The sequence below is a fragment of the Paenibacillus psychroresistens genome (genome assembly GCF_009728935.1).
GTDB lineage: Bacteria > Bacillota > Bacilli > Paenibacillales > NBRC-103111 > Paenibacillus_AC > Paenibacillus_AC psychroresistens.
Genome location: NZ_CP034235.1, coordinates 5,446,802 through 5,470,849, shown reverse-complemented (window position 1 = coordinate 5,470,849; position 24,048 = coordinate 5,446,802). Strand labels below are relative to the sequence as shown.

Annotated in this window: 24 protein-coding genes and 1 pseudogene; 14 read left to right on the top strand and 11 right to left on the bottom strand. The window is 40.1% G+C overall.

The features are described 5' to 3' along the window. Positions 1–26: 26 nt before the first annotated feature. A pseudogene (locus EHS13_RS25105) lies at positions 27–119 on the top strand (LuxR C-terminal-related transcriptional regulator); the annotation flags it as partial. Between the two features lie 158 nt (positions 120–277). Here the strand turns inward: EHS13_RS25105 and tnpC are convergent. From tnpC to EHS13_RS25075, 6 genes are all read right to left on the bottom strand, one after another. Then, the gene (gene tnpC, locus EHS13_RS25100; protein ID WP_155703014.1) at positions 278–1,861 is read right to left on the bottom strand and encodes an IS66 family transposase; all 1,584 of its coding nucleotides are present in this window, start codon (positions 1,859–1,861) and stop codon (positions 278–280) included. A gap of 77 nt (positions 1,862–1,938) precedes the next feature. Beyond that, entirely contained in the window at positions 1,939–2,292 is a 354-nt protein-coding gene (gene tnpB, locus EHS13_RS25095; protein WP_155698875.1) for an IS66 family insertion sequence element accessory protein TnpB, read from the bottom strand. Then, a complete protein-coding gene (tnpA, locus tag EHS13_RS25090; RefSeq protein WP_155698876.1) occupies positions 2,286–2,612 on the bottom strand; it encodes an IS66 family insertion sequence element accessory protein TnpA in 327 nt (108 codons plus the stop codon). Before tnpA ends, tnpB begins: the two co-directional genes overlap by 7 nt. 109 nt (positions 2,613–2,721) lie before the next feature. Further along, complete coding sequence (locus tag EHS13_RS25085) at positions 2,722–4,410, bottom strand: methyl-accepting chemotaxis protein (RefSeq protein ID WP_155703013.1); 1,689 nt, start codon at positions 4,408–4,410, stop codon at positions 2,722–2,724. Between the two features lie 245 nt (positions 4,411–4,655). Continuing rightward, on the bottom strand, positions 4,656–6,998 hold the full coding sequence (locus EHS13_RS25080; RefSeq protein WP_155703012.1) for a discoidin domain-containing protein: 2,343 nt from the start codon (positions 6,996–6,998) through the stop codon (positions 4,656–4,658). Between the two features lie 41 nt (positions 6,999–7,039). Then, positions 7,040–7,342: a helix-turn-helix domain-containing protein gene (locus EHS13_RS25075; protein WP_155703011.1), complete on the bottom strand. Its 303-nt coding sequence runs from the start codon at positions 7,340–7,342 to the stop codon at positions 7,040–7,042. Between the two features lie 200 nt (positions 7,343–7,542). On the opposite strand from EHS13_RS25075, the gene EHS13_RS25070 reads away from it, so the two are divergent. Both EHS13_RS25070 and EHS13_RS25065 read left to right on the top strand, forming a co-directional pair. Continuing rightward, a complete protein-coding gene (locus EHS13_RS25070) occupies positions 7,543–8,715 on the top strand; it encodes a sensor histidine kinase (RefSeq protein ID WP_155703010.1) in 1,173 nt (390 codons plus the stop codon). Further along, positions 8,708–9,397 (top strand): response regulator transcription factor, encoded by a 690-nt coding sequence (locus EHS13_RS25065; RefSeq protein WP_162463246.1) that lies wholly within the window; start codon positions 8,708–8,710, stop codon positions 9,395–9,397. Before EHS13_RS25070 ends, EHS13_RS25065 begins: the two co-directional genes overlap by 8 nt. Before the next feature lie 83 nt (positions 9,398–9,480). Here EHS13_RS25065 and EHS13_RS25060 read toward each other — a convergent pair whose 3' ends face one another. Together EHS13_RS25060 and EHS13_RS25055 are read right to left on the bottom strand one after the other, a co-directional pair. Next, positions 9,481–10,050, bottom strand: coding sequence for a chitobiase/beta-hexosaminidase C-terminal domain-containing protein (locus EHS13_RS25060; RefSeq protein WP_155703008.1), 570 nt, complete (start codon positions 10,048–10,050; stop codon positions 9,481–9,483). Positions 10,051–10,109: 59 nt separating this feature from the next. Then, on the bottom strand, positions 10,110–10,490 hold the full coding sequence (locus EHS13_RS25055) for an Ig-like domain-containing protein (RefSeq protein WP_155703007.1): 381 nt from the start codon (positions 10,488–10,490) through the stop codon (positions 10,110–10,112). A gap of 27 nt (positions 10,491–10,517) precedes the next feature. Here EHS13_RS25055 and EHS13_RS25050 point away from each other — a divergent pair, with 27 nt between their 5' ends. Further along, positions 10,518–11,153 (top strand): prepilin peptidase, encoded by a 636-nt coding sequence (locus EHS13_RS25050; protein ID WP_162463245.1) that lies wholly within the window; start codon positions 10,518–10,520, stop codon positions 11,151–11,153. On the opposite strand, the gene EHS13_RS25045 is transcribed toward EHS13_RS25050, so the two are convergent. Beyond that, positions 11,146–11,448, bottom strand: coding sequence for a DUF5658 family protein (locus EHS13_RS25045; RefSeq protein ID WP_155703005.1), 303 nt, complete (start codon positions 11,446–11,448; stop codon positions 11,146–11,148). The genes EHS13_RS25050 and EHS13_RS25045 overlap by 8 nt on opposite strands. A 143-nt stretch (positions 11,449–11,591) precedes the next feature. Continuing rightward, positions 11,592–11,996 (bottom strand): hypothetical protein, encoded by a 405-nt coding sequence (locus tag EHS13_RS25040; RefSeq protein ID WP_155703004.1) that lies wholly within the window; start codon positions 11,994–11,996, stop codon positions 11,592–11,594. A 266-nt stretch (positions 11,997–12,262) separates the two neighbouring features. Between EHS13_RS25040 and EHS13_RS25035 the strand changes: the two genes are divergently transcribed. The 10 genes from EHS13_RS25035 (at position 12,263) to EHS13_RS24990 (ending at position 22,347) form a co-directional block, all read left to right on the top strand. Then, a complete protein-coding gene (locus EHS13_RS25035) occupies positions 12,263–12,850 on the top strand; it encodes a hypothetical protein (RefSeq protein WP_155703003.1) in 588 nt (195 codons plus the stop codon). Between the two features lie 78 nt (positions 12,851–12,928). Then, positions 12,929–13,129 (top strand): YgiT-type zinc finger protein, encoded by a 201-nt coding sequence (locus tag EHS13_RS25030; protein WP_155703002.1) that lies wholly within the window; start codon positions 12,929–12,931, stop codon positions 13,127–13,129. Positions 13,130–13,316: 187 nt separating this feature from the next. Continuing rightward, positions 13,317–15,188 carry an LTA synthase family protein gene (locus tag EHS13_RS25025; RefSeq protein WP_155703001.1) on the top strand — a complete coding sequence of 624 codons (1,872 nt, stop codon included), beginning with the start codon at positions 13,317–13,319 and terminating at the stop codon, positions 15,186–15,188. A 72-nt stretch (positions 15,189–15,260) separates the two neighbouring features. Beyond that, on the top strand, positions 15,261–16,976 hold the full coding sequence (locus tag EHS13_RS25020; RefSeq protein ID WP_155703000.1) for an EAL domain-containing protein: 1,716 nt from the start codon (positions 15,261–15,263) through the stop codon (positions 16,974–16,976). 146 nt (positions 16,977–17,122) lie between these two features. Next, on the top strand, positions 17,123–17,878 hold the full coding sequence (locus EHS13_RS25015; protein ID WP_155702999.1) for a class I SAM-dependent methyltransferase: 756 nt from the start codon (positions 17,123–17,125) through the stop codon (positions 17,876–17,878). Further along, complete coding sequence (locus EHS13_RS25010; protein WP_227013517.1) at positions 17,865–18,857, top strand: MBL fold metallo-hydrolase; 993 nt, start codon at positions 17,865–17,867, stop codon at positions 18,855–18,857. Before EHS13_RS25015 ends, EHS13_RS25010 begins: the two co-directional genes overlap by 14 nt. A gap of 1 nt (position 18,858) precedes the next feature. Continuing rightward, complete coding sequence (locus EHS13_RS25005) at positions 18,859–19,539, top strand: AlkZ-related protein (protein WP_155702997.1); 681 nt, start codon at positions 18,859–18,861, stop codon at positions 19,537–19,539. 179 nt (positions 19,540–19,718) lie between these two features. Continuing rightward, positions 19,719–20,831, top strand: a complete 1,113-nt coding sequence (locus tag EHS13_RS25000; RefSeq protein WP_193571442.1) for a GerMN domain-containing protein — start codon at positions 19,719–19,721, stop codon at positions 20,829–20,831. Positions 20,832–20,951: 120 nt separating this feature from the next. Further along, positions 20,952–21,710, top strand: coding sequence for a ribonuclease PH (gene rph / locus EHS13_RS24995; protein WP_155702996.1), 759 nt, complete (start codon positions 20,952–20,954; stop codon positions 21,708–21,710). Further along, positions 21,697–22,347, top strand: coding sequence for an XTP/dITP diphosphatase (locus EHS13_RS24990; protein WP_155702995.1), 651 nt, complete (start codon positions 21,697–21,699; stop codon positions 22,345–22,347). The genes rph and EHS13_RS24990 overlap by 14 nt, the downstream gene beginning before the upstream one ends. 67 nt (positions 22,348–22,414) lie before the next feature. Here EHS13_RS24990 and EHS13_RS24985 read toward each other — a convergent pair whose 3' ends face one another. Beyond that, on the bottom strand, positions 22,415–23,905 hold the full coding sequence (locus EHS13_RS24985; RefSeq protein ID WP_162463244.1) for a L,D-transpeptidase family protein: 1,491 nt from the start codon (positions 23,903–23,905) through the stop codon (positions 22,415–22,417). Between the last annotated feature and the right edge of the window lie 143 nt (positions 23,906–24,048).

Below are 24,048 nucleotides of genomic sequence, written 5' to 3'. Positions count from 1 at the left end.
TAAATTAGAAATCCCAGTGTACTTCAAACCACATTACGAATGTCATGCAGAAACTAAACGTAAAAGGTCGTTCGCAAGCGGTTGTCGAGCTTATTAAGCTTGGGGAACTCAAAATTTGAATGTACGGCAAAAAAACCTTCTTTCGAAAGTGCCATTATTGGCAGTCGGAAGGAGGTTTTTTTGACTTCATTTAATGGAACAATAACTGTTACTTGCAGTTGAGTTTCCAGGTAAGCGTAAAACAGCCCCCACCTTGCACAAGTACAAAGGACGGGGACTAAGTGGTTTTCTTATTGAATACACGACAGGTCAGAGGCAAAGTCTGTGACCAGGGCAATAGCATATCTAAAGATTTCGTGTCTTTTGGGTCTTCTAAATTGGGGAGTTTCTCAAATAGATAAGTCAGGTAGATCATTGGATTTAATCCATTCTCTTTAGCCGTTTCGATCATACTATAGATCATGGCACTTGCCTTTGCACCGCGAGGCGTATTGCTGAACATCCAGTTTTTTCGACCGATGACAAAGGGCTTAATCGAGCGTTCGCTTCGGTTGTTATCGATCTCTAAGCGACCGTCTTTCATGAAAGCCTCGAGCTTCTCCCATTGGTTTTGGCAATAAATAATTGCCTCCCCGAGTTTACTCTTGGGTAAAACGCGAGATCGCTGTGTACGAAGCCATGCTGAAAAAGCATCCAGAATCTGGCGACTACGCGCCATTCGAATGGTTGTACGCTCTTCAGGTTTAAAATCCTTAATCTCTCGCTCAATAGCGAAGAGACGGTTGCAGAAATCTAAACCTTCACTGGCAGTTACAGGAGTGGATCGTTTAGGATCCGGTAATGCCTGCAGGGCCTCATCAAATTTGCGACGGGCGTGAGCCCAGCAACCGACTAAGGTCACATTCATTATCTTGTGGTATCCCGAGTAACCGTCAACATGCAGGTAACCTTTGAAACCCGTTAAAAACTTGCGCGGGTGTTCCCCTGCTCGTGTTGGCTGGTACTCATAGATAATGATAGGCGGACCTTCGCGCCCGGTACGATAAAGCCAAAGATAAGACTGGCTCTCTGCAGATCGACCTGGTTCTCGCAGCACCTGCAAGGTCGTCTCATCTGCATGTAGAATGTCCTTTTGAAGCAGATGCTCGTGCATGCGTTCAACCAGCAATCGCAACCAAGTATCTGCACCATGGATCATCCAATTGGCTAACGTCTGACGGGACAAGGCTACGCCAAGTCGTGCAAACTGCTGCTCCTGACGGTAAAGGGGCATGCTTTCTACATATTTTTGGCTCATGATGTAAGCCATCATCGAGGAAGAGACTAGGCTTCCCGGATAAACCGGACGTGGCATCGGTGCTGTAACCACAGGTGTCGTGGTCACCTCGACCTCACAGCGACGGCAAGCATAAACGAAACGCACATGCTTCACGAGCTTAATTTCAGCAGGAATAAGCTTCAGTTCTTGGCGCGTTTCAGTGCTCATTTCATGCAAGTTTCCACCGCAGCATGAACAAGTTTGTTCTTCTTCGGACAAGCGGTACTCGATCGTCTCTACAGGTAAATTCTCAACCATGGCCTCTCGTTGTCCGCTTTGTTTCTTGCGGCTGTAGGTAACGGATTCCAACGTTGGTTCTTCTGCAGCGGGATTGGCATCCGACTCGGCTTCGTTAAAGAGATCCAATTGATCCGGATGCGTTCGTTCACTTGATGCACCGAATTGTTTCTTCTGGCTGAGACGGAATTGCTCCTCGAACCAAGCCAGCTTCGCAGACAGTTCGGCGTTTTGTTTGGCCAGTTTTATATTTTGTTGTTGTAACTCTTCTATTGTAGGGTGGGACGTATCCGTTGTGGTTTCCATATCTAACTTTTTCGACCTAGCTCACCGTTTTCCTTTCAACAATTTTGTCAAAATCTCGAACTTCCTGTTCCTTGAAGTTAGATCACGGTGCGTTCGGTAACGGAAGGATGCGCTTGCTGTTGCTCAAGTGAAAGTCCATCCAAAAGCCAGCGCAATTCACGGTAACCGACGACTAAAGGAGTTGTATTCGAAGAAGGCCAACGAAATGTACCGCGTTCCAGCCGACGGTAATAGAGCCAAAAGCCATTGTGATCCCAATGCAAAATTTTGAGTTTGTCTCGATTGCGATTACAGAATACGAAGAGGCTGGATGAGAAGGGATCCAACTCAAAGCCTTCTTTAACCAGCACGGTGAGTCCATCAATTGATTTGCGCAGATCTGTATTGCCGCAAGCGAGGTAAACACGTTCGATGCTCGAAGCATTTAGCATGAAGTTAATGTGCGTACAAGGTCACGAAGTAGATTGGCGTTAAAGTCTGCTGGAACCTCAATACTTGCAGAGCCAACTCGAACAACGAGGTTGCCCGTTATATCTACTTTTTGTTTGTTGCTAGCGAGAGTAACCGGCAGCCATTGCGTGGAAGAAGATGAGGAGCTTGGACGTACGGAAATATTCATTTTCTTGAGCCAGTACTTCAATTGATGCATACTTTGCGTATGCGTTTTGCACCATGCTGACATTGTAAGTCCACTGGATTTAAAGTCTGCTATTCTTGTTATCCAATCCTGAGTTCGTTGATTGCTATCCATAAGAGAACCTCCTTCATTAAATCTGAGGAAGATTATCTCATAGAAAAATTCATATTTTTAGGTGGGGAGTATTTTACGCTTACGTTTCCAGCCATTTTTTCTATTTGAGCTATGCCTTGAATTTTTGAATTAGATCACTCAGTTGTTTGGAAACTTTATTGAGGTCGTTCGTAGAACTGTATATTTCTTCAATAGATTCTAACTGTTTTTCAACTGCATCAGAGCTTTGCTGCATACTGTTCGTCGTCGTTTTGGTGATATATGCTGTTTCATTGCTTGAAGCAGTAACTTCCTCGGAGCTTGCAGCCATTTCTTCTGATATTGCAGAAAGCTCTTGGACTTCACCAGCAACTTGTTGGAGATCATCCATAATTTTCTGAAACAAGTTCCCTGCTTCCTCCACAACGATTAACCCATCTTTCACTTCCACCGTGCCTTCTTCCATGGATTGTACAGCTTGGTTCGTTTCTCGATGAATTTCGTTAATTAATACTGCAATTTTCGTTGCCGACTCCTCACTTTGAGTAGCAAGCTTTCTCACTTCGTTTGCAACTACTGCAAAGCCACGCCCATGCTCTCCGGCTCTTGCCGCTTCAATGGCTGCATTTAATGACAATAAGTTAGTTTGCGTTGATATATGAGTAATGGTTTGTACGATGAGTTCTATTTCTTCAGAGCGGTTTCCAAGCTTTTTTACAGCTGAAGCAGCTTTAATAACAGAATTATAGATGGACTCCATCTGATGGATAGCTTTTTGAATGGTTTCATTTCCATTTTTCGCTTCTATTGCGGAGCTGCTGGATTTTTCAGCAACTACCATAGATCCTTCGGCGATCCTTTGTATTCCGATCACCATCTCTTCCATCGCACGATGACTCTCCTCAGCCCCGTTTAGCTGTGTTTTCGCACCTATAACGACTTCTTTAATTTTATCTGAAATTTCGGTGGACACATTTGCCGCACTTTCAGCTGAAACAGAAAGTTTTTGAGAGGTTGACGACACTAGCTCAACACTTCCCTTGACTTGCTTAATCAAATTTTGAATCGTATCCATCATCTTATTAAATGAGGAAGCCAATTGACCAATCTCATCCTTGCTTTTAACGGATAACCGCTCTCTTAAATCCCCTTCGTTTTGAGAAAGTTCTTTCAGCTTAGTATTGATTACTAGAATAGGACGGGAGATAATTCTTGCAATTCCAAAAGCAACAACAGCTCCTATCATCAAAGCAATGGCGATTATGATTAAACTTAAGGTTGAGCGAGAATGCACATAGGTAAGATTATCTTTTACTTTTGTATCAATCTGATTTAGCTGAATCTTCTGAAACTCATTCAGATTTGCAGCAAATATTATACGCAGTTTAGCATATTCACCATTAAATATTTCAAGTGTCTTAATTTTATCGGTGGCCGATAGATTCATCATTTCTGTTTCCATATCCACAAGCTGTTGATTGTTTTTATCCAATTCCTCGAAAATTTCTTTCACTCGATTCGAGATCGGCAGCGTTTTTACTTCTTTAATATGACTGTCAATTTGCCCTGCGAAAGCGTCATAATTTTGCTTTTCAATTGTATTACTAGCATCAATAATAATACCTCTTACTGAATCAGTGAGTGTAATATCTTCAAACCTGATTTGTTGTGCAAGGTTTAACAAACGAACATCTGTATCAGAGAATTTGACAAATGTACTGGATACTTTTTGCAAAGAAGAATAAACGATGAATAGCGAAATAAGAAAAAAGAATGCCATTACGCTGAATCCAATGATGATTTTGATGCGAATTGTCATAGTAATCCTCCTAGGTGTCTATCAAAAGCAAAAGTTTATCAGCAAGCGCTTCCCTGATCTAAAAATATCCTCCTTTATTCATGCTGAATAAGTATTAAAATATATATATCGACTGTTGTCATATAAAAGATAATACCTCCAAAAAATTAAAATATAGTTAATGAATGATGAGTTTTTAAATGAATAAAGGCAGTTCGCAAGCTGCTGGCGAGCTTATTAAGCTTTGGCGTTAGAGATATTTTTCGTTATTGCATGGATATTTGACCCAAAAGAATTAATATATCCTCTGGATTAAAAGTTTGATCCAGGTTTACGTCGATTTGAGTTAAAGGGTTACGGATCATTAGAACTATATCTTCCACACCAATATGATTGTCATGCGATAGGTCAAGATTTAGAAATGTGATGACAGGTTTAGGAGATGTAGTATTGTTTAATTCATTGTTGCTGGTTTTAAGAGCTCCGCTTAGAACTGATAATGTTACGCTAGTCGAGCTAAGTAATGCAGGAAAAGCTAATGTGAGCTTAATTGTTCTATGGCTGGAATCAGCAGGATCATAATCTGCACTAGCGATAGGAACGGAAACTTCATTTGCAATAACTACAAATTTGGTCGCAGGAATGTTGTACGTTATATCCAAAACAGATGACAGTTTTAACGTTATAGTATCTCCCATTGCGTTGCTAAAAGCAGAAAGCACATTAATATTTTTCATTACTGGATTTTGTGCCGCTTCCAGTGCAGCTATTGCTTCCTCAGCATCATTTAATAGTGTTAGGTTCGTTACAAAGTCCCTTTGAGTATCAGTAAGGTTATCATATGCAGAACGTGCCGCTGCTACCGCAGATTTATCGCTCAGTTCTAGCGACTCTACTGGGAACAATGCCTGTATCGCCGATCTGACAACGGCTGCTGTATTAATATCCAAAACCATCTGATGAATTAATGTCGCAGTGTTAAGTGCGGAGTCGGCCGAGCTGGAAATCGCTGATTGGTAGGCAACAAGATTATCCGCAATTAAATCAGCTGTAGCTCCTAGATCATCAAGTACAGAAAGTAAATCACTTTCGCTAATGCTGCTTGCAGATGCATTTTGCGCAATATCATTTATTTTGTCTACTATAGGATTTATTGGAGTGATTACATCGTAAGTGTCTTGAATTGAAATATATTCCTCAACATTCGCTGGATTATAATGCGCCGTGAAGAACTTAAATGGATAAGTTGTCCCGTATTTAGCACCCGTATAGACAAAACTGTAAGTTCCATCGAAGTGATTTGTAAAATTTGTAAAATAATTTTGATTGTCCAGACCTGTCCAATGTTCATCATTCAAGCTCGGGATATTAAGTGTGAAATTTTCTACATGAAACTGTTTTAATGGCTCATGTGCTGCATTATATACTATGAAGTTGACCGTTACGTTCTTACTCCCACCTTCTTGTACAGTTCCTGTAATACTGGAGTATGTACTGGAGGGTATTTTATCGTACGAATCTATAAACGGCACTACAGCTCCATTTGGATTAAATCCTGAACTATTATTTGCATAAGCAATTAATTTAAGGGCACCCGGTGGAATCTCTAGATCCGAAATGGAAAACGTCACATTTGTAGGGGATGCTACAGCGTTAGTAGTAGCAATTGCTGATCTATTAGGCAATTTTGCACCCGTATTATCCGCCCAAAAAAGAGAATAGTTTGTAATATAAGTTCTATTTAGGGGCTGAACTAGGGTAACAGTTCCACTGATTGTACCTTGAGCTTGATTGAAATCGCTAAATGCAAGGCTAACAGGGGGATCAGAAGGCGGCTGCAACCAAGCAATGGCTGCTTCTAATTCTATAAATTTACTTATATTGGTTACCAAATTTTTCTGGGACATTGAGAGATTATTATAAGCAGAACGTACCACTTCCACGGCCGATTTAAAGCTTAGTGTAATCGACCCTGCTGCTGGAAGATCCTCAATTGCTAATATAATGCTGTTTGCAGCATTATGATCTGCCTGGTCATATAAAAAGACTTCAAGCTCTACAACTCCACTGCGAGAATTACTTCTACTTGTAAAGATTACTTTTATTTGAGGCGATGTGACCGTATCGAAATTAACTGTATTTAAAATACCGGCAGGATTTGAAGTCGAATATAAAGCAGCAGTAGGTACAACAGGTGTTTTCAATTGGTTTACTGCATCTCTCCATATACTGCCGTCCCAATATTGGATGGTATAGCTTGCTGGAGTCTGTACTCCTCCGCCATCATTATAAATATATAATTTTACTTGGTTAAAAGATTTAGCCGAACCAAAATCAACAGTGATAGAATCTATTCTATCTGAAGTAGTAGAATTATATGAGGTCCATCTGTTAGATAAGTAACTACCATCAACTGCATTCCAAACATTATCACATGAACATGTGAAAGATGCAGAAGCACTTGGATAACCTGATCTACTTGTATTTAAAGCTAGATTGGGTTCGTCCTGTGCATGAGCTCTGCTTGGAGTCGAAAACATGGATAGAATAATTGAAACCGTTAATAGGGTAGCTATCATAGATCTTTTAAATGTGGATTTGATTGACATATGAATTCCCTCCAATGAATAATGTTAAGTACGAGAAAATGCTAATTAGTCGCAGGTCTCGTTTCATTGAAGCTTACAATATGTTTGAATAGCAGTGAAAGCAGCATGCGAGTTGATCGAATGTCAAGCTTTCTCATGACATTAGCAACATGGTTTTTAACCGTTTTTTCAGCGATTACGCAATGTTCAGCAATTTCACGATTAGTAAGTCCAAATATAGCAATCAAAGTAAGAATTTCCGATTCTCGCTGAGTAAACTGATAACGGTATGAAAAACTTTGAATGACAGGGGACATTTTTTGAATCTCAACATCATTTAGGGGCATTAGGTCGATGACATACATTTAATGATTATCTCCGTTCTGTAAATGGTTTCACTATCTTTATTATAAATATATTCAGTGACCAAACCTAGATGAAGAAGTTCACTAGTAGTGGAGTACTTTGGTCATTTTTTCGACATTATTTTTTTGTTAATATGACTAAAGTCATGTTTGTGGTAAACTAAAACCAGCAAATCTTTCATTCCCTGTGGGGGCATAATATGGATATACACTTAAATAAAAGAATAACATTAATTTTAACCATAATAGTGATAGGAGCAACTGCTGTCCTTTTGCTCCACACAACTAAGTTTTCCATAGAATTATGCTTGCTTTCATGTGCATTTATTGCAGTCGTCCTGATTCGAGATTACATATTAAAGATTAATCTCTCCCAAATGACAGGCAATCTGTTTATATTCTTTCAACTGGGATTGGCTTTTGTTATATCAGTGCTGTCAGAGGACTTTTTTGCACAAATTTATATTTTAATTCTTATCGGGGAATTTAGCTTTTACCATCCCAAAAAAAATGCGATTATCTTTACTATTGTGAGTTATGCTTCCTGTGTACTGAGCCTGTGGATTTATCGCGGTTTTCCTCCTTTTAGTCAGATATACTATATCGTTCCTCGAGTTATAGAGTACTTTGCAATCTTTGGAATAAGTCATTTTGCAAAAATTGCTTTTCAACAGAAAAATCAATTGGCTAGAGACAATGAACAACTGCGAATCGCCTCAATTGAGCTGGAGCGAAAGGCGAAATTACAAGAACGGACTCGAATATCCCGTGAGATACATGACTCTGTTGGCCATACGCTAACATCGGCGATAACAGGTTTACAAACAGCGACACATGCAATTGGAAAAAGCCATTATTCTCTTGCTATAGAAATGATTGATAGAACTAAAGATAGTATTCTCCGTGGCTTGGATGATGTAAGAACATCTGTACATTTATTACGTGAAAACATTCCAGGTGACCACTTTATTCCTGAGCTTACAGCACTGTTGGATGAAACTAGAAAGCAAACTAATGTGCAAATTGATTATGAAATAGATACAACGATGCCTGAACTGACACCGATGATCGAACTTACCATTTATCGAGCTTTACAAGAGGGGCTAACAAATGGAATTCGGCACGGCTCCAGCACCTTTTTTCAATTCTCACTAACCTATCGTGCTGAACATATTCAATTTATCTTATCCGATAATGGGGAGACATCATCGCCAATTGCTCACGGCTTTGGGCTGAATGCTATGAAGGAAAGAGTGGAGGAAGTTGGAGGGAAGATGTCGATTTCAAACAAACATACCACTAATGGAGTAAAACTGGAGATCACTATACCTTTTCAGATGAAAACGATTGGATGGAGTGAGCAAATTGTCTAAAACAACTGTTATTATAGCAGACGACCAACCCTTAATTCGCGATGGTTTAGCTGCCATTCTAACTATGGAGGAAAAATATACCATAGTGGCTAAAACGGGAGATGGCTTGGCAACGATTATGCAAGTGCAATTGCATCAACCTCAGCTTGTTTTAATGGACATCCATATGCCTAAGCTGGATGGATTGGAAGCAACCAAGCAGATTAAAGCAGAATTCCCTGATACCAAGATAATAATTTTGACAACCTTTGAGGATGAGGAATATATATGGGAAGCCATTCGTTATGGAGCTAGCGGCTTTTTGATTAAGGGTATTGAGACTGAAAAATTACTTTCGACCATTCAGGATTGTTTAGATGGCAGAATAAATTATCCCAATAGTATTCAATTACGACTTGCTCAGACGCTTCATTCCTTAGAGAATGATGAAGAGCGGGTCTCTAAGGAAAACATCGAGCCCTCTAATCTGAATCAACAGCGTGATGGAAAGTTGGATGGTTTATCCATACAGGAACGAAACATCGTAAGGAATCTGAAACTAGGGAAATCAAATCAAGCTATCGCTACTGAATTATTCTTAACAACGGGCACTGTGAAAAATTATCTGAGTGTAATATACAAAAAGTTGAATGTTTCCAGCCGCTCTGAAACAGTGGCTTATTTACATGAGAATGAACTTTAACTTTTATTAAGAAAAAATTAGAAAACAACCTTAATTCGGATGAACCGAATTAAGGTTGTTTCATTTTGTTTGGGAAAAGCTGACTATTTGATTGTGTAGGTGATAGTGAAGACTGTGCTGTTGGCCATTCCGGATTTGACTGCGATGGCTTTGATAGTTAGGGTTGAGTTTTTAGGACCAGTCACCCAGTAGGGTAAATTATAGCGAGAACTGCTTGTAGTTGGCTCGGATCCATTTGTTGTGTAATAAATTGTTGCTCCTGGTGTTGAGGCGAGTAATTTAATTAAGCTGTATCTTGTTATTTTACCATCAGTAACTGTTGCTTGAGCTGATGGTGCTATTACTTGAGCTCTGATTGTGTAAGTAAATGTCGATACTGAGCTGTTGTTCATTCCAGCTTTGACTGTTATTGCTTTCACCGTCACTACTGTACCCGGAGATCCCGATGGAAGTGTCACATCAGTTCCACTAGTACTGCTAGCTGTTGGAGTTGATCCATTAGTAGTGTAATAAATCGTTGCTCCAGAAGTTGTTGTACTTAGTTTAATCTTACCGCCACTAGCCACGATTGTACCACTTACTGGGTTTGCTTTTGGCGCTACTGTTTGAGCTTTAATGGAGTAACTAAAGGTCACTTTTGCACTAGAGGTCAACCCAGACTTAACTGCGAAAGCTCGAACGTTAACTGTTGCACCCGCTGGTCCAATGATGTTTATAGTTGCTGAGCTTGATCCAATAGTGCCGCGTGAACTGTATGTCGTTGGTGTAGATCCGTTAGTTGTATATAGTAGATCGTTGCACCAGGTGTTAAGGAACTGAGTATAATCGTGCTGTTATTGGCAACGATCGATCCGCTAACTAGATTTGTTGTCGGTACTGCAACGGTTGCTGATACTGTAATGCTTACTTTAGCCGCAGCTGACGTTAAACTGCCATCACTTACTTTAAAGGTAAAGCTGTCAGTTCCACTGTAATTTGATGCTGGTGTGTAAGTGAAAGCACCAGTGGTTGTGTTGACTGTGACTGTACCGTGTGATGGGTTAGATGCTTTAGCGAAAGTTAATGTGTTGCCTTCTGGATAAGTGCCGCTCAAAGTACCGTTATGGAGTATTTGTGCTGGTTGAACCGGTTCCTGCGTTTTGCGGTTGGTGCATCATTTATAGTTGAAACTGTGATAGTGATTGTTGCTGCAGCTGCTGAATCTACAGTTCCATCATTTACTTTAGCGACTGGCATCAGCTTTGCTGCTGCAACATATTTCGTGGCGGATTCACGCGAGCTATGGCTGATTTATCCGCTAATCTCTATTTTGGTTATTTTATCGGTTAGTGATTTGAAGTACAGGCTGTTGCCTAACAAGATTATTCTTCCTGCGATGGGGTTATATTTGGCAGTCCGTTTATGGATCCATGAGCTGCCTATTTGGGAATATTTATTGGGATTTCTAGTAGGTGGAGGTGTGTTATTCCTCGTCTCTTATGCTAGTGTGCGATTAGGTAAATCTGCAATGGGAGGCGGTGATATCAAGCTAATGGCGTTGCTCGGGTTAGTTATGGGGGTAAAGCTAATTCTACTAACATTAGCATTTTCCTCGTTTATTGGCTGTCTAATTGGCTTGCTGATGATAGGAGTAGGCAGGCTTAAACGAGAGTCGTTTATCCCGTTCGGACCCTTTATTGCACTCGGTGCAATGATCGCATTGCTTTTTGGGAATCACTTGCTTGTGTGGTACTGGAATCTGTTCGCAATTATATAGTTGTAAACTGCTCAAGCAGCCAAACTCCATGAAGCGATAGAATGCATAAGTAGATTGCACTTGTGAGATATAGTAGATTCTGCAGAACTTTAGAAAGTAGCTTAGGTATAACCAGCAATAACAGTAGTGGCAGAGATAGCTTCAAGAGGAAAAACGCAATCGCATTCCATTGATAAAGCCAAAGCATTAGCGGATTTGCTTCACCGATACTTCCTAAGCGTAAGCCGAAATCGGTCAGAATGGCATCTGTAAAACTAGCTGCTGCAATAAAAAGAATCAATCCTAAACGCTGCAAATCTTTCATCCCCTTACCTAAACTCTTTCAGAAGTCAGTATAGACAGATTTGCATTATTATATGATTGTAATGTGAAAAGTATGCGTTTATTCCCAAAAATAAACAAAAAAAGGCACTCATGTAAATGAGTGCCAGTAATGTGTTATGTCATAAATGGTAATATCTTGTTCAAAAATTTAGTTTGTTGAGCTTTGTTATTGGCTTGTGAGATATTATTGGCAATATATTTAATTGAAGCGCTAACTGCGTTGATTTTAATTTCTTCATTGAAATATAAGGTGTTGTTGTTAGTATCATAAGCTCTAATTTGATTCATATTAGCCATGAGACCACTATTGACGAATCTGAAATATTCTAGCTTCTCCATTATTTCAAAAATATCAAAGGATGGAAAAACGCATTTTGTCGATGATTCAAATGTTCGAACTATGAAAAATTTGTTGCCTTCTTCAATATATAGAATTTCAGGAGCTTTGAACATGACTATTTGATTCTTATCATTAAAAGCAAATATCATTTCTTCGTTTCCGCTTTCTTTATTGTCCATATTTAATGCCTCCAAACTTTGGGTTAATTTCCATTTAACTATAGAAATTAATATATCAATTTAGTTAGGATTCGACACAATCCAACAAACCCCTTCTTTTGGTAATTAATTTCTAATTAAATAATTCCCATAACAGATAGACAGTTAAAACACAGCGTAGTAATATGGACTCATAAGGCAGTAAGGAGTGGGGAAATATATACCTTCATGATTTTTTTGGATATCTATTATTTTCCGGGTTTGAGTATTGTGGACTGCTTCTATTAATGCTTTCACTCTTTAATTGTAAAATTCTTCATTTCAAAAAAGAGTTTCTTTATTCGGTTATCATTATTACTGTAGTTACTTATTTTATTACGGTTTGGAATTCAACGTTTGTTATAGTGGTTATGCCGCCTTTATTAATCTTCTTTCTAGTATTCTTCTTTAAAGAGAGTATCATAAAATCTATTATTGTGGTATTAAGCGGTTTGGTTGTATATGCTTCCATGCAATTTGGAATTTCAACTTTAGCCATGCATTATGGATATTTAGAAATGTCAGACCTGGATAACTCATTTGGCATAAAAACATATGTGATGCAGACGTTATCAGGAACGATCGCTATTACAATAGCTATATATTTGCGAATATTTAATGGAGGCTTTGGTTTCTCGCTTAAATCTAAGAAAAAGCCCTACAAAATTTTTCTATCAGCAACTTTGGTCTCATTCGTGTTATGCTCAGTAAGTTTCATAGCATTTAATACTTCATCTAGAAACTCTTTATTTAATATTAGTGGTGTTTTGTTTGTGTTTGCTGCTGTTCTTGTTCTTTACTTGTCGTACAAGAGGGATACAGCGGAGTATTCATAAGCTTTCTCATTTCTATGAAGAGTGGAATTATGAAGAAGGTTTAGACATTATAGTCCAATAAAGAGGTGTGAAAAGACAATGACAATTAAATTATCACAGTGTGTAGTTTGTGGCCATAAAGCGTTGAGTAATAGTATGGAATCCATGGAAATTGAAGAGAATGGCAAGAAATTTACTATTGAAAAAATACCTGCTCAGAAATGTAGTTGTGGTGAAGTATATATTGATGCAGCAGCTTCTAAATATATTGATAAACAATTAGAGAATTTCAGAAAATAACTCCATTTATATTTGATAATGCGTCATAAGGCTGTCTTTTGCTGAATAGTTTGTAAGCATACAAACTAAGTCACAAGAGATGGTCTATTTTGTCATGGTGTTGGAATAGAGATGAAGTTGAATTAATAGAATGCATTTAATATAATAGACATGCTAGATTGGACTTTGATTGAAAGGATGGTGCGGCATGATTTTAGCCAAGCTGAAACAAATGTTAAGTACGAGGGCGTTGGTATTATTTCCACTACTTATGCTGTTAAAAAGCTATTTGGCGTGGTTCATTATATTTGAAGATGGTCCCTCATGGACAACGCTGCTGAAGGAAGTTCCATTTGTGCTTGTTGTATTCTGTTTAATAGAATGGTTCGCGTCGAAGCGTAAGCTGAAAATTTACGTATTTGTCAATTTGTTAATTACCGGTATTTATTTTGCAGTGATAATGTATTACAAATATTATGGTGTAGTAGTAACCTACCATGCACTTAAGCAAGTAAACCAAGTAACAGCTGTAAGTAATAGTGTGTTTTCATTGATGGACCCGTATTTTTTATTTATTTTTACGGATGTGGTTGTGCTTATTTATATTCTACTTCGGCGTAAACAGCTGTTGCAGTGGAAAAAGGCTTTTGAGCGCAAGGAAAAACGTCGGGTTATTGCGATTTTATTCGGTTTGTCGGCTCTTATATGTTTTTTTAATGTTCTACCAAATCGGGCTAGTATGAATGATGTAGTTAAGGCAGAGCAGATGGGAATAATGAATTATGAGATCTACACTTTATTAGATAGAGAAAAAACAGAATTGATCCCATTTGATCAAATAACCCAAGCTTCAATAGATGCACTTAAAGGTGTTACTAAGCCATCCACATCGATTATGACGGGTGCGGCTAAAGGCAAGAATGTGATCATTATTCAACTGGAATCCTTTCAAAACTTTCTAATTAATCTAAAGATAGATGGCCATGAAATAACGCCAGTAATGAATAGCTTGGTGAAAGAGAATTTTTACTTTCCGCATTTCTATCAGCAAGTAGGGCAAGGGAATACTTCAGACGCTGAGTTTGTGGTCAATACTTCATTCTATATTCCACCGCAAGGCGCAGCTACGCAAATGTATGCAGATAAGCAGCTGCCGAGCTTGCCTAAGTTAGTCAAGGAGCAAGGCTACGATACCGCAACCTTTCATACTAATGTAGTGGAATTCTGGAATCGCGGCGAGCTTTATAAAGGTTTGGGATTTGATCGTTACTACGATAAATCTTTCTTCGGCGAAGACGATAAGGTGTTTTTTGGTTCCTCGGATGAAGTTTTGTACGCGAAGACGGCTGCGGAGCTTGAGAAGATGGATCACAAGGATAATCCGTTCTATGCACAAGTCATTTCCATGACTGCCCATCATCCATTCACTATTCCTGAGGATAAATATAAGATGACTTTGCCGGAGCGTTATGAAGGCAATTTTGTAGGTGATTATGTTCGCGCACAAAATTATGCCGATTACGCATTAGGCTTATTCATTGCAGATTTGAAGCAACGTGGAGTCTGGGATAATAGCTTAATTTTCATCTATGGTGATCATGTCGGCTTGCCGGTTACATCTCTGAACCGCGATGAAAAAGCATTGATGCAAGAAATTTATGGACGTGAATATGACTATAATGAAATGGTCAATATTCCATTAATCATGGCATCACCGGGAATTACCTATCCGGCTCGATTCGAACAGCTGGGCGGACAGGTGGATATCGTGCCAACTATTGCGAATATGCTGGGTATATCCATGGAAAATCACTTGCATTTCGGTCAAGATATTCTAAATCAAGTAGACAGCAATTTGCTGCCCGAACAATATTATTTACCAAAAGGATCTTTTGTAAACAGCAGTGAGCTCTTTACTTCTGGAAGTGGATTTGGCGACGGTAAGCATTATCCGATTTATGGAGATGGATCCAAGCCAATAGAAGCTACGGAAAGTGAGTTCGAACGGGCATTAAAACTGCTTCATTATTCGGATAGCTATGTTAGCCAGCTTCCTGACAGGGATAGTCAATCCGATTGAGAAAAAAAACTATATGAGCGGAGATTTTTTGTTTATACTGATAACACAATACTTAATTTAGGTGGAATATAGATGAATACGATCAATAAGCTGCGTACCGCTAAGGATTTTGCGGAAAGTCATGAAGAATATCGCAGCTTGGTTGAGAATGCCCATGATGCTATATTTAGAGTGAATAGCAATGGAGAAGTCCAATTCGCAAATTCTACATTTTGCAGCCAGGCAGGAATTGCGAAAGACGCCGTAATTGGACGGTTGTTTTGCTCTTTCTTGGAATTGGAAACATCGATTCAACGTTGGAAGCATTCACTTCAACAGCTGCAGATAACCAAATCTACTGAGGTTTTTATTATCGCGATGCAGCTGTCTAATGGGACTTTGAGCAGATTTGAGTGCTGTTTAACACCCATTATAAACAAATCAGGAATCATAAAAAGCATTATTGGAATTCTACACGATGTCTCGGTTTTTATCGAAATGGAAAAGGCGATCGAAGAATTATCCTTTTATGATACCCTAACTAAATTGCCAAATCAGCGATTCTTTTTTCGTAAATTAGAGCAAATGTGTAAAGCTAATTCGAATGAGGCTGCTAGGACAGCGGTCTTGTTTTTTGATCTCGATAATTTTAAGAAAATCAATGATTCTTTAGGGCATACTTTAGGTGATGCTGTATTGAAAGAGTTCGTTGCTCGAATTCAAGGATTTATGCCAAAAGATGGCTTTGCAGCAAGGCTAAGTGGGAATCGGTTTGCGATGTATTTAGCACTTACAGATTCCGATTTAGGGCTAGAATCAAATATAAAGAATATCCAAAAGGCAGCCGCTCAGTTGATAATTAATCAAGAGATGAATGTATCGGTAACCGTCAGCATTGGCATAGCCATCTATCCAGATCATGGTGTGACAGCAGATACCATGGTTAAACATACCGACATTGCTTTGAATCAAGCTAAAGCAGCAGGGAGAAATACGTATTGCGTATATGAACCGCAAATGAGTGAAATGGCGGCATTGCGTGTTGAATTAGAGCAGTCCTTCAAAAGAGCACTCGCAGAAAATGAATTTGAATTGTATTATCAGCCCCAGCAGGATTTCGAAACTAATGGCATTCGTGGTGTCGAAGCATTGCTGCGTTGGAAGCATCCTTCTCATGGCTATATCAGCCCTGCAGATTTTATCCCGATTGCGGAGCAAACTGGTTTTATTGTCGAGCTGGGTGAATGGGTTTTACGTAAAGCCTGTCAATTTATCGTACGTATGAGCGAGAATGGGTTTATTCCATTTAAGGTATGTGTGAATATTTCGGCGATGCAGCTTACTAGATTTGATTTTGTGGATATGGTTTTTAGATGCCTTGCGGAAGAAGGGGCAAGACCGGATATGTTAGAGCTGGAAATTACTGAAACTATGCTGATTGGGTCATTGGATTCAAGCATAGAGCCGCTGCTGCTCCTGAAGGAAAGAGGTATACATATTGCTTTAGATGATTTTGGGACTGGGTATTCTTCTTTAAACTATTTGCGTAAGCTGCCTATTAATCATCTGAAAATCGATAAATCTTTCGTACAAGACATCGTTGGTAATCCGGGAGAGCAGGAAATTTTTAATTCAATCGTAGATCTTGTGCATAAGTTAAAGCTTACCGTAACTGCCGAAGGTGTTGAAACCGAAGAGCAATATGCTTTTGTGAAGCAAGGGGGCTGTAATTATTTGCAAGGTTATTACTTCTGCAAGCCTATTACAGAAGAAGCTGTTGTTTTATTCCTTAAATCTAAGAAAGTATAAATTTCATATTATACAGATCTTATATTTCTAGGCAAACGCACTGGCTTCATTCGGAAGCAGGCGTATTCGTTTACCCTCGGAGCAGAAAAGGTTACAATAGAGAGAAAATTAGATATATAGGGATGGGTATAGAAGGAGTAGAGTGTATGACTGCTTGGTATGAACAAAGCTTTGGGCAAGACTATTTAGTGGTCTATAAACACAGAGATATGCAAGGCGCTAAAAATGAGGTTCAGAAGATGGTGAATTGGCTGCACCTACAGTCGGGAGCGGAGATCTTCGATTTATGCTGCGGCATGGGAAGACATTCATTGACTTTAGCCGATTATGGATACAATGTAACGGGCATGGATCTCTCCGAGGTTTTGCTTAATGAAGCTATTCGTTTAGATACGGAAGGCAAAGTAAACTGGCTGCGTGGGGATATGCGTCAAATTCCACTGGAGAAGAGCTTTGATGCAGTTGTTAATTTATTTACTTCGTTTGGTTATTTCACAGATGAAATAGAGAATGAGAAAGTGATTCATGAAATTAGTCGGTTGCTTAAAGCGGATGGAAGGTTCATTATTGATTTTCTTAATCCTGCTTATGTTGGAGCGCATTTAGTGCCTCATTCGCAAAGAGTGGAGGCTGCACTTGATATTGAAGAGAATCGTTCTATCGAAGATGGTTATGTGCGTAAACGGATTACTATTCGCGAGGAGGGGCATGGAGATCGCCATTACTTAGAGCAGGTGAGGCTCTATCGCTTGGAGGATTTTAAACGGATGTTAGCTACCTGTGACTTAGTAATTGATGAGGTGTATGGTCATTATGATGGTACTCATTATGTTGAGCTAGAATCGCCAAGGCTGATCATTCTAGGAAGCAAAAAAGGAATAGATGACCATGGAAATCAATAATGGAATAGAAACACCAACGATTATTCAGGTCAAAATACCGCTGCCTTTCCCGTTACGGTGGGTAAATAGTTATATTATTCGAGGTCAAGCCGGATTGACAGTGATCGATCCTGGTTTACATACAGAGGAAGCAGAACGCGTTTGGCAAGCAACATTGGACGAATATGGGTTTCAATTCTCGGATTTTGAACAGATTGTCTTAACTCATCATCATCCAGATCATTATGGAATGGCGGGTTGGTTTCAGGAGCGTTGCGGTGGCATACCCGTTTGGATATCAGAGGTGGGCTATGAGCAGGTTCAGCGCTTATGGGGTGAAGATCAGCCATTGACCGCAGAAATTGCCACATTGTTTATTCGACATGGCATGGATAAAGCTTTGGTGGAAGATCAGCTCATACCTCATATGATGAAGTTTGTCGAATGGGTAACGCCAGCCCCGCAGGTATCATTTATTGCTTTGGATCAATTGTTTCGTATGGGAGATCGTATGTATAAACCCTTTGTTACACCAGGCCATGCTGCGGGACATATCTGTTTTTATGAGGAATCAAGCAAGGAAATATTCTGTGGAGATCATGTTTTACCGCAAATAACGCCTAATGTCAGCTATATTCCAGGAGTGGACGAGAATCCTTTGTTGTCCTTTCTTGTGAGCTTGGAACAGATTAATCAGTTTGAAGTGAATAGGGCTTACCCTGGACATCGAGAGCCGTTTAACAGCTTCAATCAAAGAGTGGAAGAGCTGATCATGCATCATGAGGATAGGCTGGACAAGCTGATGATTTTATTAGATCAGCCGAAGCATGTTTATCAGCTTTGTGTAGACTTTTTTGGACAAAACTTATCGATTCATCAAATGAGATTCGCCATGGCGGAAACGTTGGCACATGTGATATATTTACAAGAAAAGAGTCGAATTGTCGAAAGTATACACGAAGGTATCTGTTATTATTCTATTCTGGAGAGCAGGTTATGAGATGTCAGATGAAATCGTTCAAACATTTGAAGCTGCAGGCTTTGTAATTCAAGAGCAAGGTATTTTACCATTATCCAGCTTCATTCCGGAGCATCCATCTTTAGCATCCATTACGGACTACAGCAGCTGGCATACTGGCACGGTAACAGATCCGTGGCTTTGGAGAGACCGCTTTGCAGGAGAAGGTATTGCCGCGTACGGGCGATTTTTTGCTAAAAAACCAATGTTTATAGCCGATAGTTTATTCCCTTTGGTTAAATGCGCATTAGGAGCAGAAGATTCCATTGAACGGAGATATCGAGACGGTTTGATATCCCATAATACGGTGAAGCTATATAGAGCGATTGAAGAGCAGGATGGCATAGATGTAAGAGCGCTTCGTAAAATAACCGGCTTGCAGCACAAAGATGACAAAAATGAGTTCGATAGAGCGCTAATTGAACTGCAAAGCTCATTTCATGTTGTTATTCTCGGAGTTTCAGAAAGATTAAACGCTGCGGGACTCAAAAGCGGCTGGAATAGCACATGTTACATACTTGCTGAGAGATGGATGGAGTTATTTGAATTACCTATATTTGATGGCACTAAGGATGAGGCGAAGCAGGTGCTGAATACTTTTCTCCATAGCCAATGGAATGCTGCTGCCTATCAATATATGCTTAAAATTATAGCTAAATATTAATTACATATGTTCTTCTAAGCATGGTCCAGCAGCTTTTGTGGACTTAATGCTTATTTTTTTTGTGTCTGGTGAAGTGAAAATCACTTATTTTTAGCGAAGTATTGAAAAATAGTGGTTATAAATTGAGGGAAGGCTCGTATACATGATAATAAATTCAAACGTTAGAAGGAGGAATTGGGATGGATCAAGAATACAGACAAGTTCGCTGGTTTGGTAGGGTAATGGTAATAGGATTGATAGTTGTACTGGCATCGGGTTGCTCACTTTTGAAATCAAGGGGTGAAAGCCAATCGATTGACCCTCCCCCTGTTAATGCCAATTTGGCTGCTGAGGATGGGACAGGGACAACTACGGTTGAGGACTCTAATGCAACAATTACGGACACAACGATTGATTCAACTGCTACCGGAACAGCAGGAACAGCTCAAATTACCTTATATTTTAAAGATGCAAATGGTTATGTGGCTCCGATTTCGATGAATCTGCCGAGTAAAGAACAAATCGCCAAACAATCCTTAGAGTACCTGGTCGATGGTGGGCCGGCTCAAGCGAGTTTACCTGCTGGATTTACTGCATTGCTGCCCAAAGGAACAGAGGTAAAGGGCATCAACATTGTTCCTGATCAGAAGCTGGCGATTGTGGATTTCTCAGAAGCATTTGCAAGCTATAATGCAAAGGATGAACGTAAAATTTTGGAGGCTGTGGTGTGGACATTAACTGGCTTCCCTACTATTGATCAGGTCCAATTCCGTTTAGAAGGTAAAACGATGAGTGAAATGCCAGTGGACAGCACACCACTTGCTGAGCCGCTTAGCAGAGCGATGGGGATTAATTTGGAGGTTGCACCGGGTGTTAATGTAGGCCAAGCCACGCCAGTGACCTTATATTTCCATAATGAAACAACAGAGCAATTTGAATATTTTGTTCCGGTAACGCGAATGATCAATCGCACGGATCAACGCAATGCAGCCGTAATGGAGCAGCTTGTTGAAGGTCCACTGGATACGAATGGACTCACAGCAACATTAACGGCCGTTACCAAGGTCTCGACGATACAGCAATCAGCGGATAATCAATTGGTTACTGTTGATTTAGCGAATAATTCAACAGATTCGGATGAAGCTATTTCTCCAGAAGCATTAGAGGCAATTGTACTTTCGCTTACCGAAAGCTCTGGTGCATCCATGGTCCAATTTACCGTAAACGGAGAAAAGAAAGCATTATCCCAAGAGAGTCAAAATTATAGCCAACCCGTAGGTCGCCCTGCACATGTGAATCCTTTGAAGCTATAATCAATGTTAATTTAGGGGCAACTTTGTTGTCCCTTTTGCTATAGGGATGCTTTTCAGCTTAAGCTTTGGTACAATGGGGTATACGATTGTGAAGGCAGCATACTTAGGAGGCTTACAGGCATGAGGGTAGATGGAAGACAGAACGACCAATTGCGACCGATTAGAATAACAACAAATTACATTAAACATGCAGAAGGCTCTGTATATATTGAAGTGGGTGAAACTAAAGTCATTTGCACAGCCTCGATTGAAGAGCGGGTACCGCCATTTATGAAGGGTCAGGGCAAAGGCTGGGTTACCGCAGAATATGCAATGCTGCCACGCGCTACCCAGGTTCGCAATCAACGAGAAGCGGCCAAAGGTAAGCTAGGCGGGCGTACCATGGAAATTCAACGATTGATCGGACGTGCGTTGCGTTCTGTAATTAAACCGGAATGGCTCGGCGAACGAACAATTACTTTGGATTGTGATGTGATTCAAGCTGACGGGGGCACGCGGACGACTTCCATTACAGGAGCTTTTGTTGCTATGACTATGGCAATTAATAAGCTTCATGAGAATAAAATGATAACTAAATTCCCGATTACGGATTTTCTTGCATCCGTTAGTGTAGGTGTTGTACAGGAACAAACCATGCTTGATCTTTGCTATATTGAAGATTCCAAAGCTAAGGTAGACATGAATGTGGTCATGACTGGCCAAGGTAAGTTCGTTGAGGTTCAAGGAACGGGAGAGGAATCACCTTTCTCCAGAGAAGAATTGAATGGGCTGCTAATGTCAGCTGAATTAGGTATTCGTGAAATGATTGCCATCCAGAAAGAAGCTTTAGGTGCAATAAGTGAGAAAATTGGGATGAGTGTTCAAGTTGCCAAATCTTAATGTTATTGTGATCGCTACCCGAAATGCGGGGAAGGTCAGGGAGTTTGCAGCTCTGTTTGCAGGTAAGCAGCTTGTGATCCGTAGCTTGCTGGATTATGCCGAAATTCCTTCTGTAGAAGAAGACGGGTTGACATTTGGAGCGAATGCGCTAAAGAAAGCTAAAGCTCTTGCATTGGAATTAGGCGTACCTGTATTGGCCGATGACTCCGGATTATGTGTCGATGCACTCAATGGTGCGCCTGGCGTATGGTCGGCGAGATTTGCTGGAGAGCATGCTACTGATGCCGATAATAATGCTAAACTGTTACTGGCGTTGCAGAATGATGAACAAAGCGCTAGCGAAAAGCTGTCTGCAGATTCTTCGCCTTTACTGCTAAGTAAAGCTCAATATGTCTGTGCATTAGCTATGTACAATCCGTTGACTGATGAGGTTATACAGGTTGAACAAACCTGCGAAGGCTTTATCATTCAGGAGACAAGAGGCTCTCGTGGCTTCGGTTATGATCCTTTGTTTTATTTGCCTGAGTTTGGACTTACCATGGCCGAGCTCCCCCATGATCAGAAGAACCAAATCAGTCACCGTGCCAAGGCTCTGCAATTATTACTGCAGCGGATGGACGGACTTGAGCTAAAGTAGGCGCTTATAAGTTAAGCTACTCCTCACAGTAAAATGTGGTAAGGAGTAGCTTTTTTATATGAGCCACTCACCCCAACCAATTAAAAACGATATCGGGAGGACTTTCATTAATTATTGGTTTCTTTGAGGGAACTAGTTTTTTGGTGTCAATTGGGAGGCTTGTAAGGAGTGCAGCAGGGAAATTCTCAGAGATTAACACTTCTGCCCCTTTAGGGACAAACGGAAAGAGCGCAAGGATATCTGAATTGGCGATGCGAATACAGCCTAAGGACTTATTGGCTAGAATGGATGTTTGATCGAAGGTCCCATGAATGGCATATTGCCCCATGGAAAGACCAGCCTTACCATAAACATTGGGATGCTTGCCAAGTGGATTCAAAACTCGATCTTGAATGGTGAATGAGCCTTCTGGCGTTTTGTTATCTTTACCTACTCCAATTGGATCGTTAGCAAGCACTACAGACCCAGCTACAACTAACAAGGTATGTTCTTTTCTGGAAATGAGGAGTTTTACGGGGGAGAATGGGGGTTGTAAAGCGGTTGACTCATCCACGATATTGGGATAAAACATGCTTGCAAGCCCACTAGCGTGAGGATGGTAAACCCATCCTCCGCTACCATCGAATTGATCGACAACTTGATTGCTTCCGGAGCTTATTTCATTAGGGATAAAGCTTAGATAATTGCTAGGGTAATCTCTAATCAAGCTTTCTATCTGGGCTGGAGGCGTTTTGTTATCGTGTAAATAGGCTTGCAAAGCGGATCGGACAAGGTTTGAAGCTACGGTAGTTAGTTCAGGTATTTTAGTTTCTGCAAATTTGATTATAACGGCTCGATCAAGAGATGCATTATACTGTGCAATTACAAATGAAGTAAGCTTAGCTTGTTCACTGGTTAATGGAGCTATAATTCCTTGGAGTGCTGCATCTGCTGTTTTAATGCCATAAAGCTGAATATTATGGTCGGGGTTCCTTTTACCCATCTCAAATGCTTTAGTGTACAATAAGGTCTCGATCCTATCCTTGGGTTCATTACTGGCAATATAATAGATGTAAGGGGTATCAACTATCTCGGACACAACCTCCAACCCGGCTTTGCCGTGCATGGCCGTAGAAACGATTGCGCGGAGCGGCTCTAAATTTAACAGTAAGAAAAAGAGGACAAGGTTACAGACCATTAGAATAAATAACGGAGATTTTCTAAAAGAGTATCTGGGAATTTCGGGAGCTGCTGGTTTGAGTGGAAAGCTTGCTGGGATAGGCCGTTGAAATCGTCTCAAGCGATCCTTAGCTTTAGCATAAAAGCTAGATTTATTGTCCTTCATAGCTTCTTGATAATGTAACAAGGCTTTTGCAGATTTGCCTTCATTTTCATATTTCAGTGCTAGCATGTAATGGGCTTCAGGAGATTTAGGATCCGCGTAACGCAAAACCTTCTCGAAAAATAGTGGATCTGTCCGATTTAAATATAAATTTTTATGGAGATGAATGAGATTTGTCTTCAAGTGATTGTCGAATCTGGCTTCAGGCAGGGATCCTTCTTCATTCTCATTTTGCAAAGTAGTCACCTCCATATAGTTACATAATGTATCATAAATCTAGTTTACGATACGTAAAGTATCATGTCAAGCGAGAATGAGTATAAAAAGATCGTATCCTGCTGTCTGTAAGTAAGACAAGCTGGAATACGATCTTGAGGAAA

Bases quoted from the DNA above. Each gene is read 5' to 3' on its own strand.
- tnpC (WP_155703014.1), bottom strand. From the start codon at position 1,861: ATGGAAACCACAACGGATACGTCCCACCCTACAATAGAAGAGTTACAA.
- tnpB (WP_155698875.1), bottom strand. From the start codon at position 2,292: ATGCTAAATGCTTCGAGCATCGAACGTGTTTACCTCGCTTGCGGCAAT.
- tnpA (WP_155698876.1), bottom strand. From the start codon at position 2,612: ATGGATAGCAATCAACGAACTCAGGATTGGATAACAAGAATAGCAGAC.
- EHS13_RS25085 (WP_155703013.1), bottom strand. From the start codon at position 4,410: ATGACAATTCGCATCAAAATCATCATTGGATTCAGCGTAATGGCATTC.
- EHS13_RS25080 (WP_155703012.1), bottom strand. From the start codon at position 6,998: ATGTCAATCAAATCCACATTTAAAAGATCTATGATAGCTACCCTATTA.
- EHS13_RS25075 (WP_155703011.1), bottom strand. From the start codon at position 7,342: ATGTATGTCATCGACCTAATGCCCCTAAATGATGTTGAGATTCAAAAA.
- EHS13_RS25070 (WP_155703010.1), top strand. From the start codon at position 7,543: ATGGATATACACTTAAATAAAAGAATAACATTAATTTTAACCATAATA.
- EHS13_RS25040 (WP_155703004.1), bottom strand. From the start codon at position 11,996: ATGGACAATAAAGAAAGCGGAAACGAAGAAATGATATTTGCTTTTAAT.
- EHS13_RS25035 (WP_155703003.1), top strand. From the start codon at position 12,263: ATGCTTTCACTCTTTAATTGTAAAATTCTTCATTTCAAAAAAGAGTTT.
- EHS13_RS25030 (WP_155703002.1), top strand. From the start codon at position 12,929: ATGACAATTAAATTATCACAGTGTGTAGTTTGTGGCCATAAAGCGTTG.
- EHS13_RS25025 (WP_155703001.1), top strand. From the start codon at position 13,317: ATGATTTTAGCCAAGCTGAAACAAATGTTAAGTACGAGGGCGTTGGTA.
- EHS13_RS25020 (WP_155703000.1), top strand. From the start codon at position 15,261: ATGAATACGATCAATAAGCTGCGTACCGCTAAGGATTTTGCGGAAAGT.
- EHS13_RS25015 (WP_155702999.1), top strand. From the start codon at position 17,123: ATGACTGCTTGGTATGAACAAAGCTTTGGGCAAGACTATTTAGTGGTC.
- EHS13_RS25010 (WP_227013517.1), top strand. From the start codon at position 17,865: ATGGAAATCAATAATGGAATAGAAACACCAACGATTATTCAGGTCAAA.
- EHS13_RS25005 (WP_155702997.1), top strand. From the start codon at position 18,859: ATGTCAGATGAAATCGTTCAAACATTTGAAGCTGCAGGCTTTGTAATT.
- EHS13_RS25000 (WP_193571442.1), top strand. From the start codon at position 19,719: ATGGATCAAGAATACAGACAAGTTCGCTGGTTTGGTAGGGTAATGGTA.
- rph (WP_155702996.1), top strand. From the start codon at position 20,952: ATGAGGGTAGATGGAAGACAGAACGACCAATTGCGACCGATTAGAATA.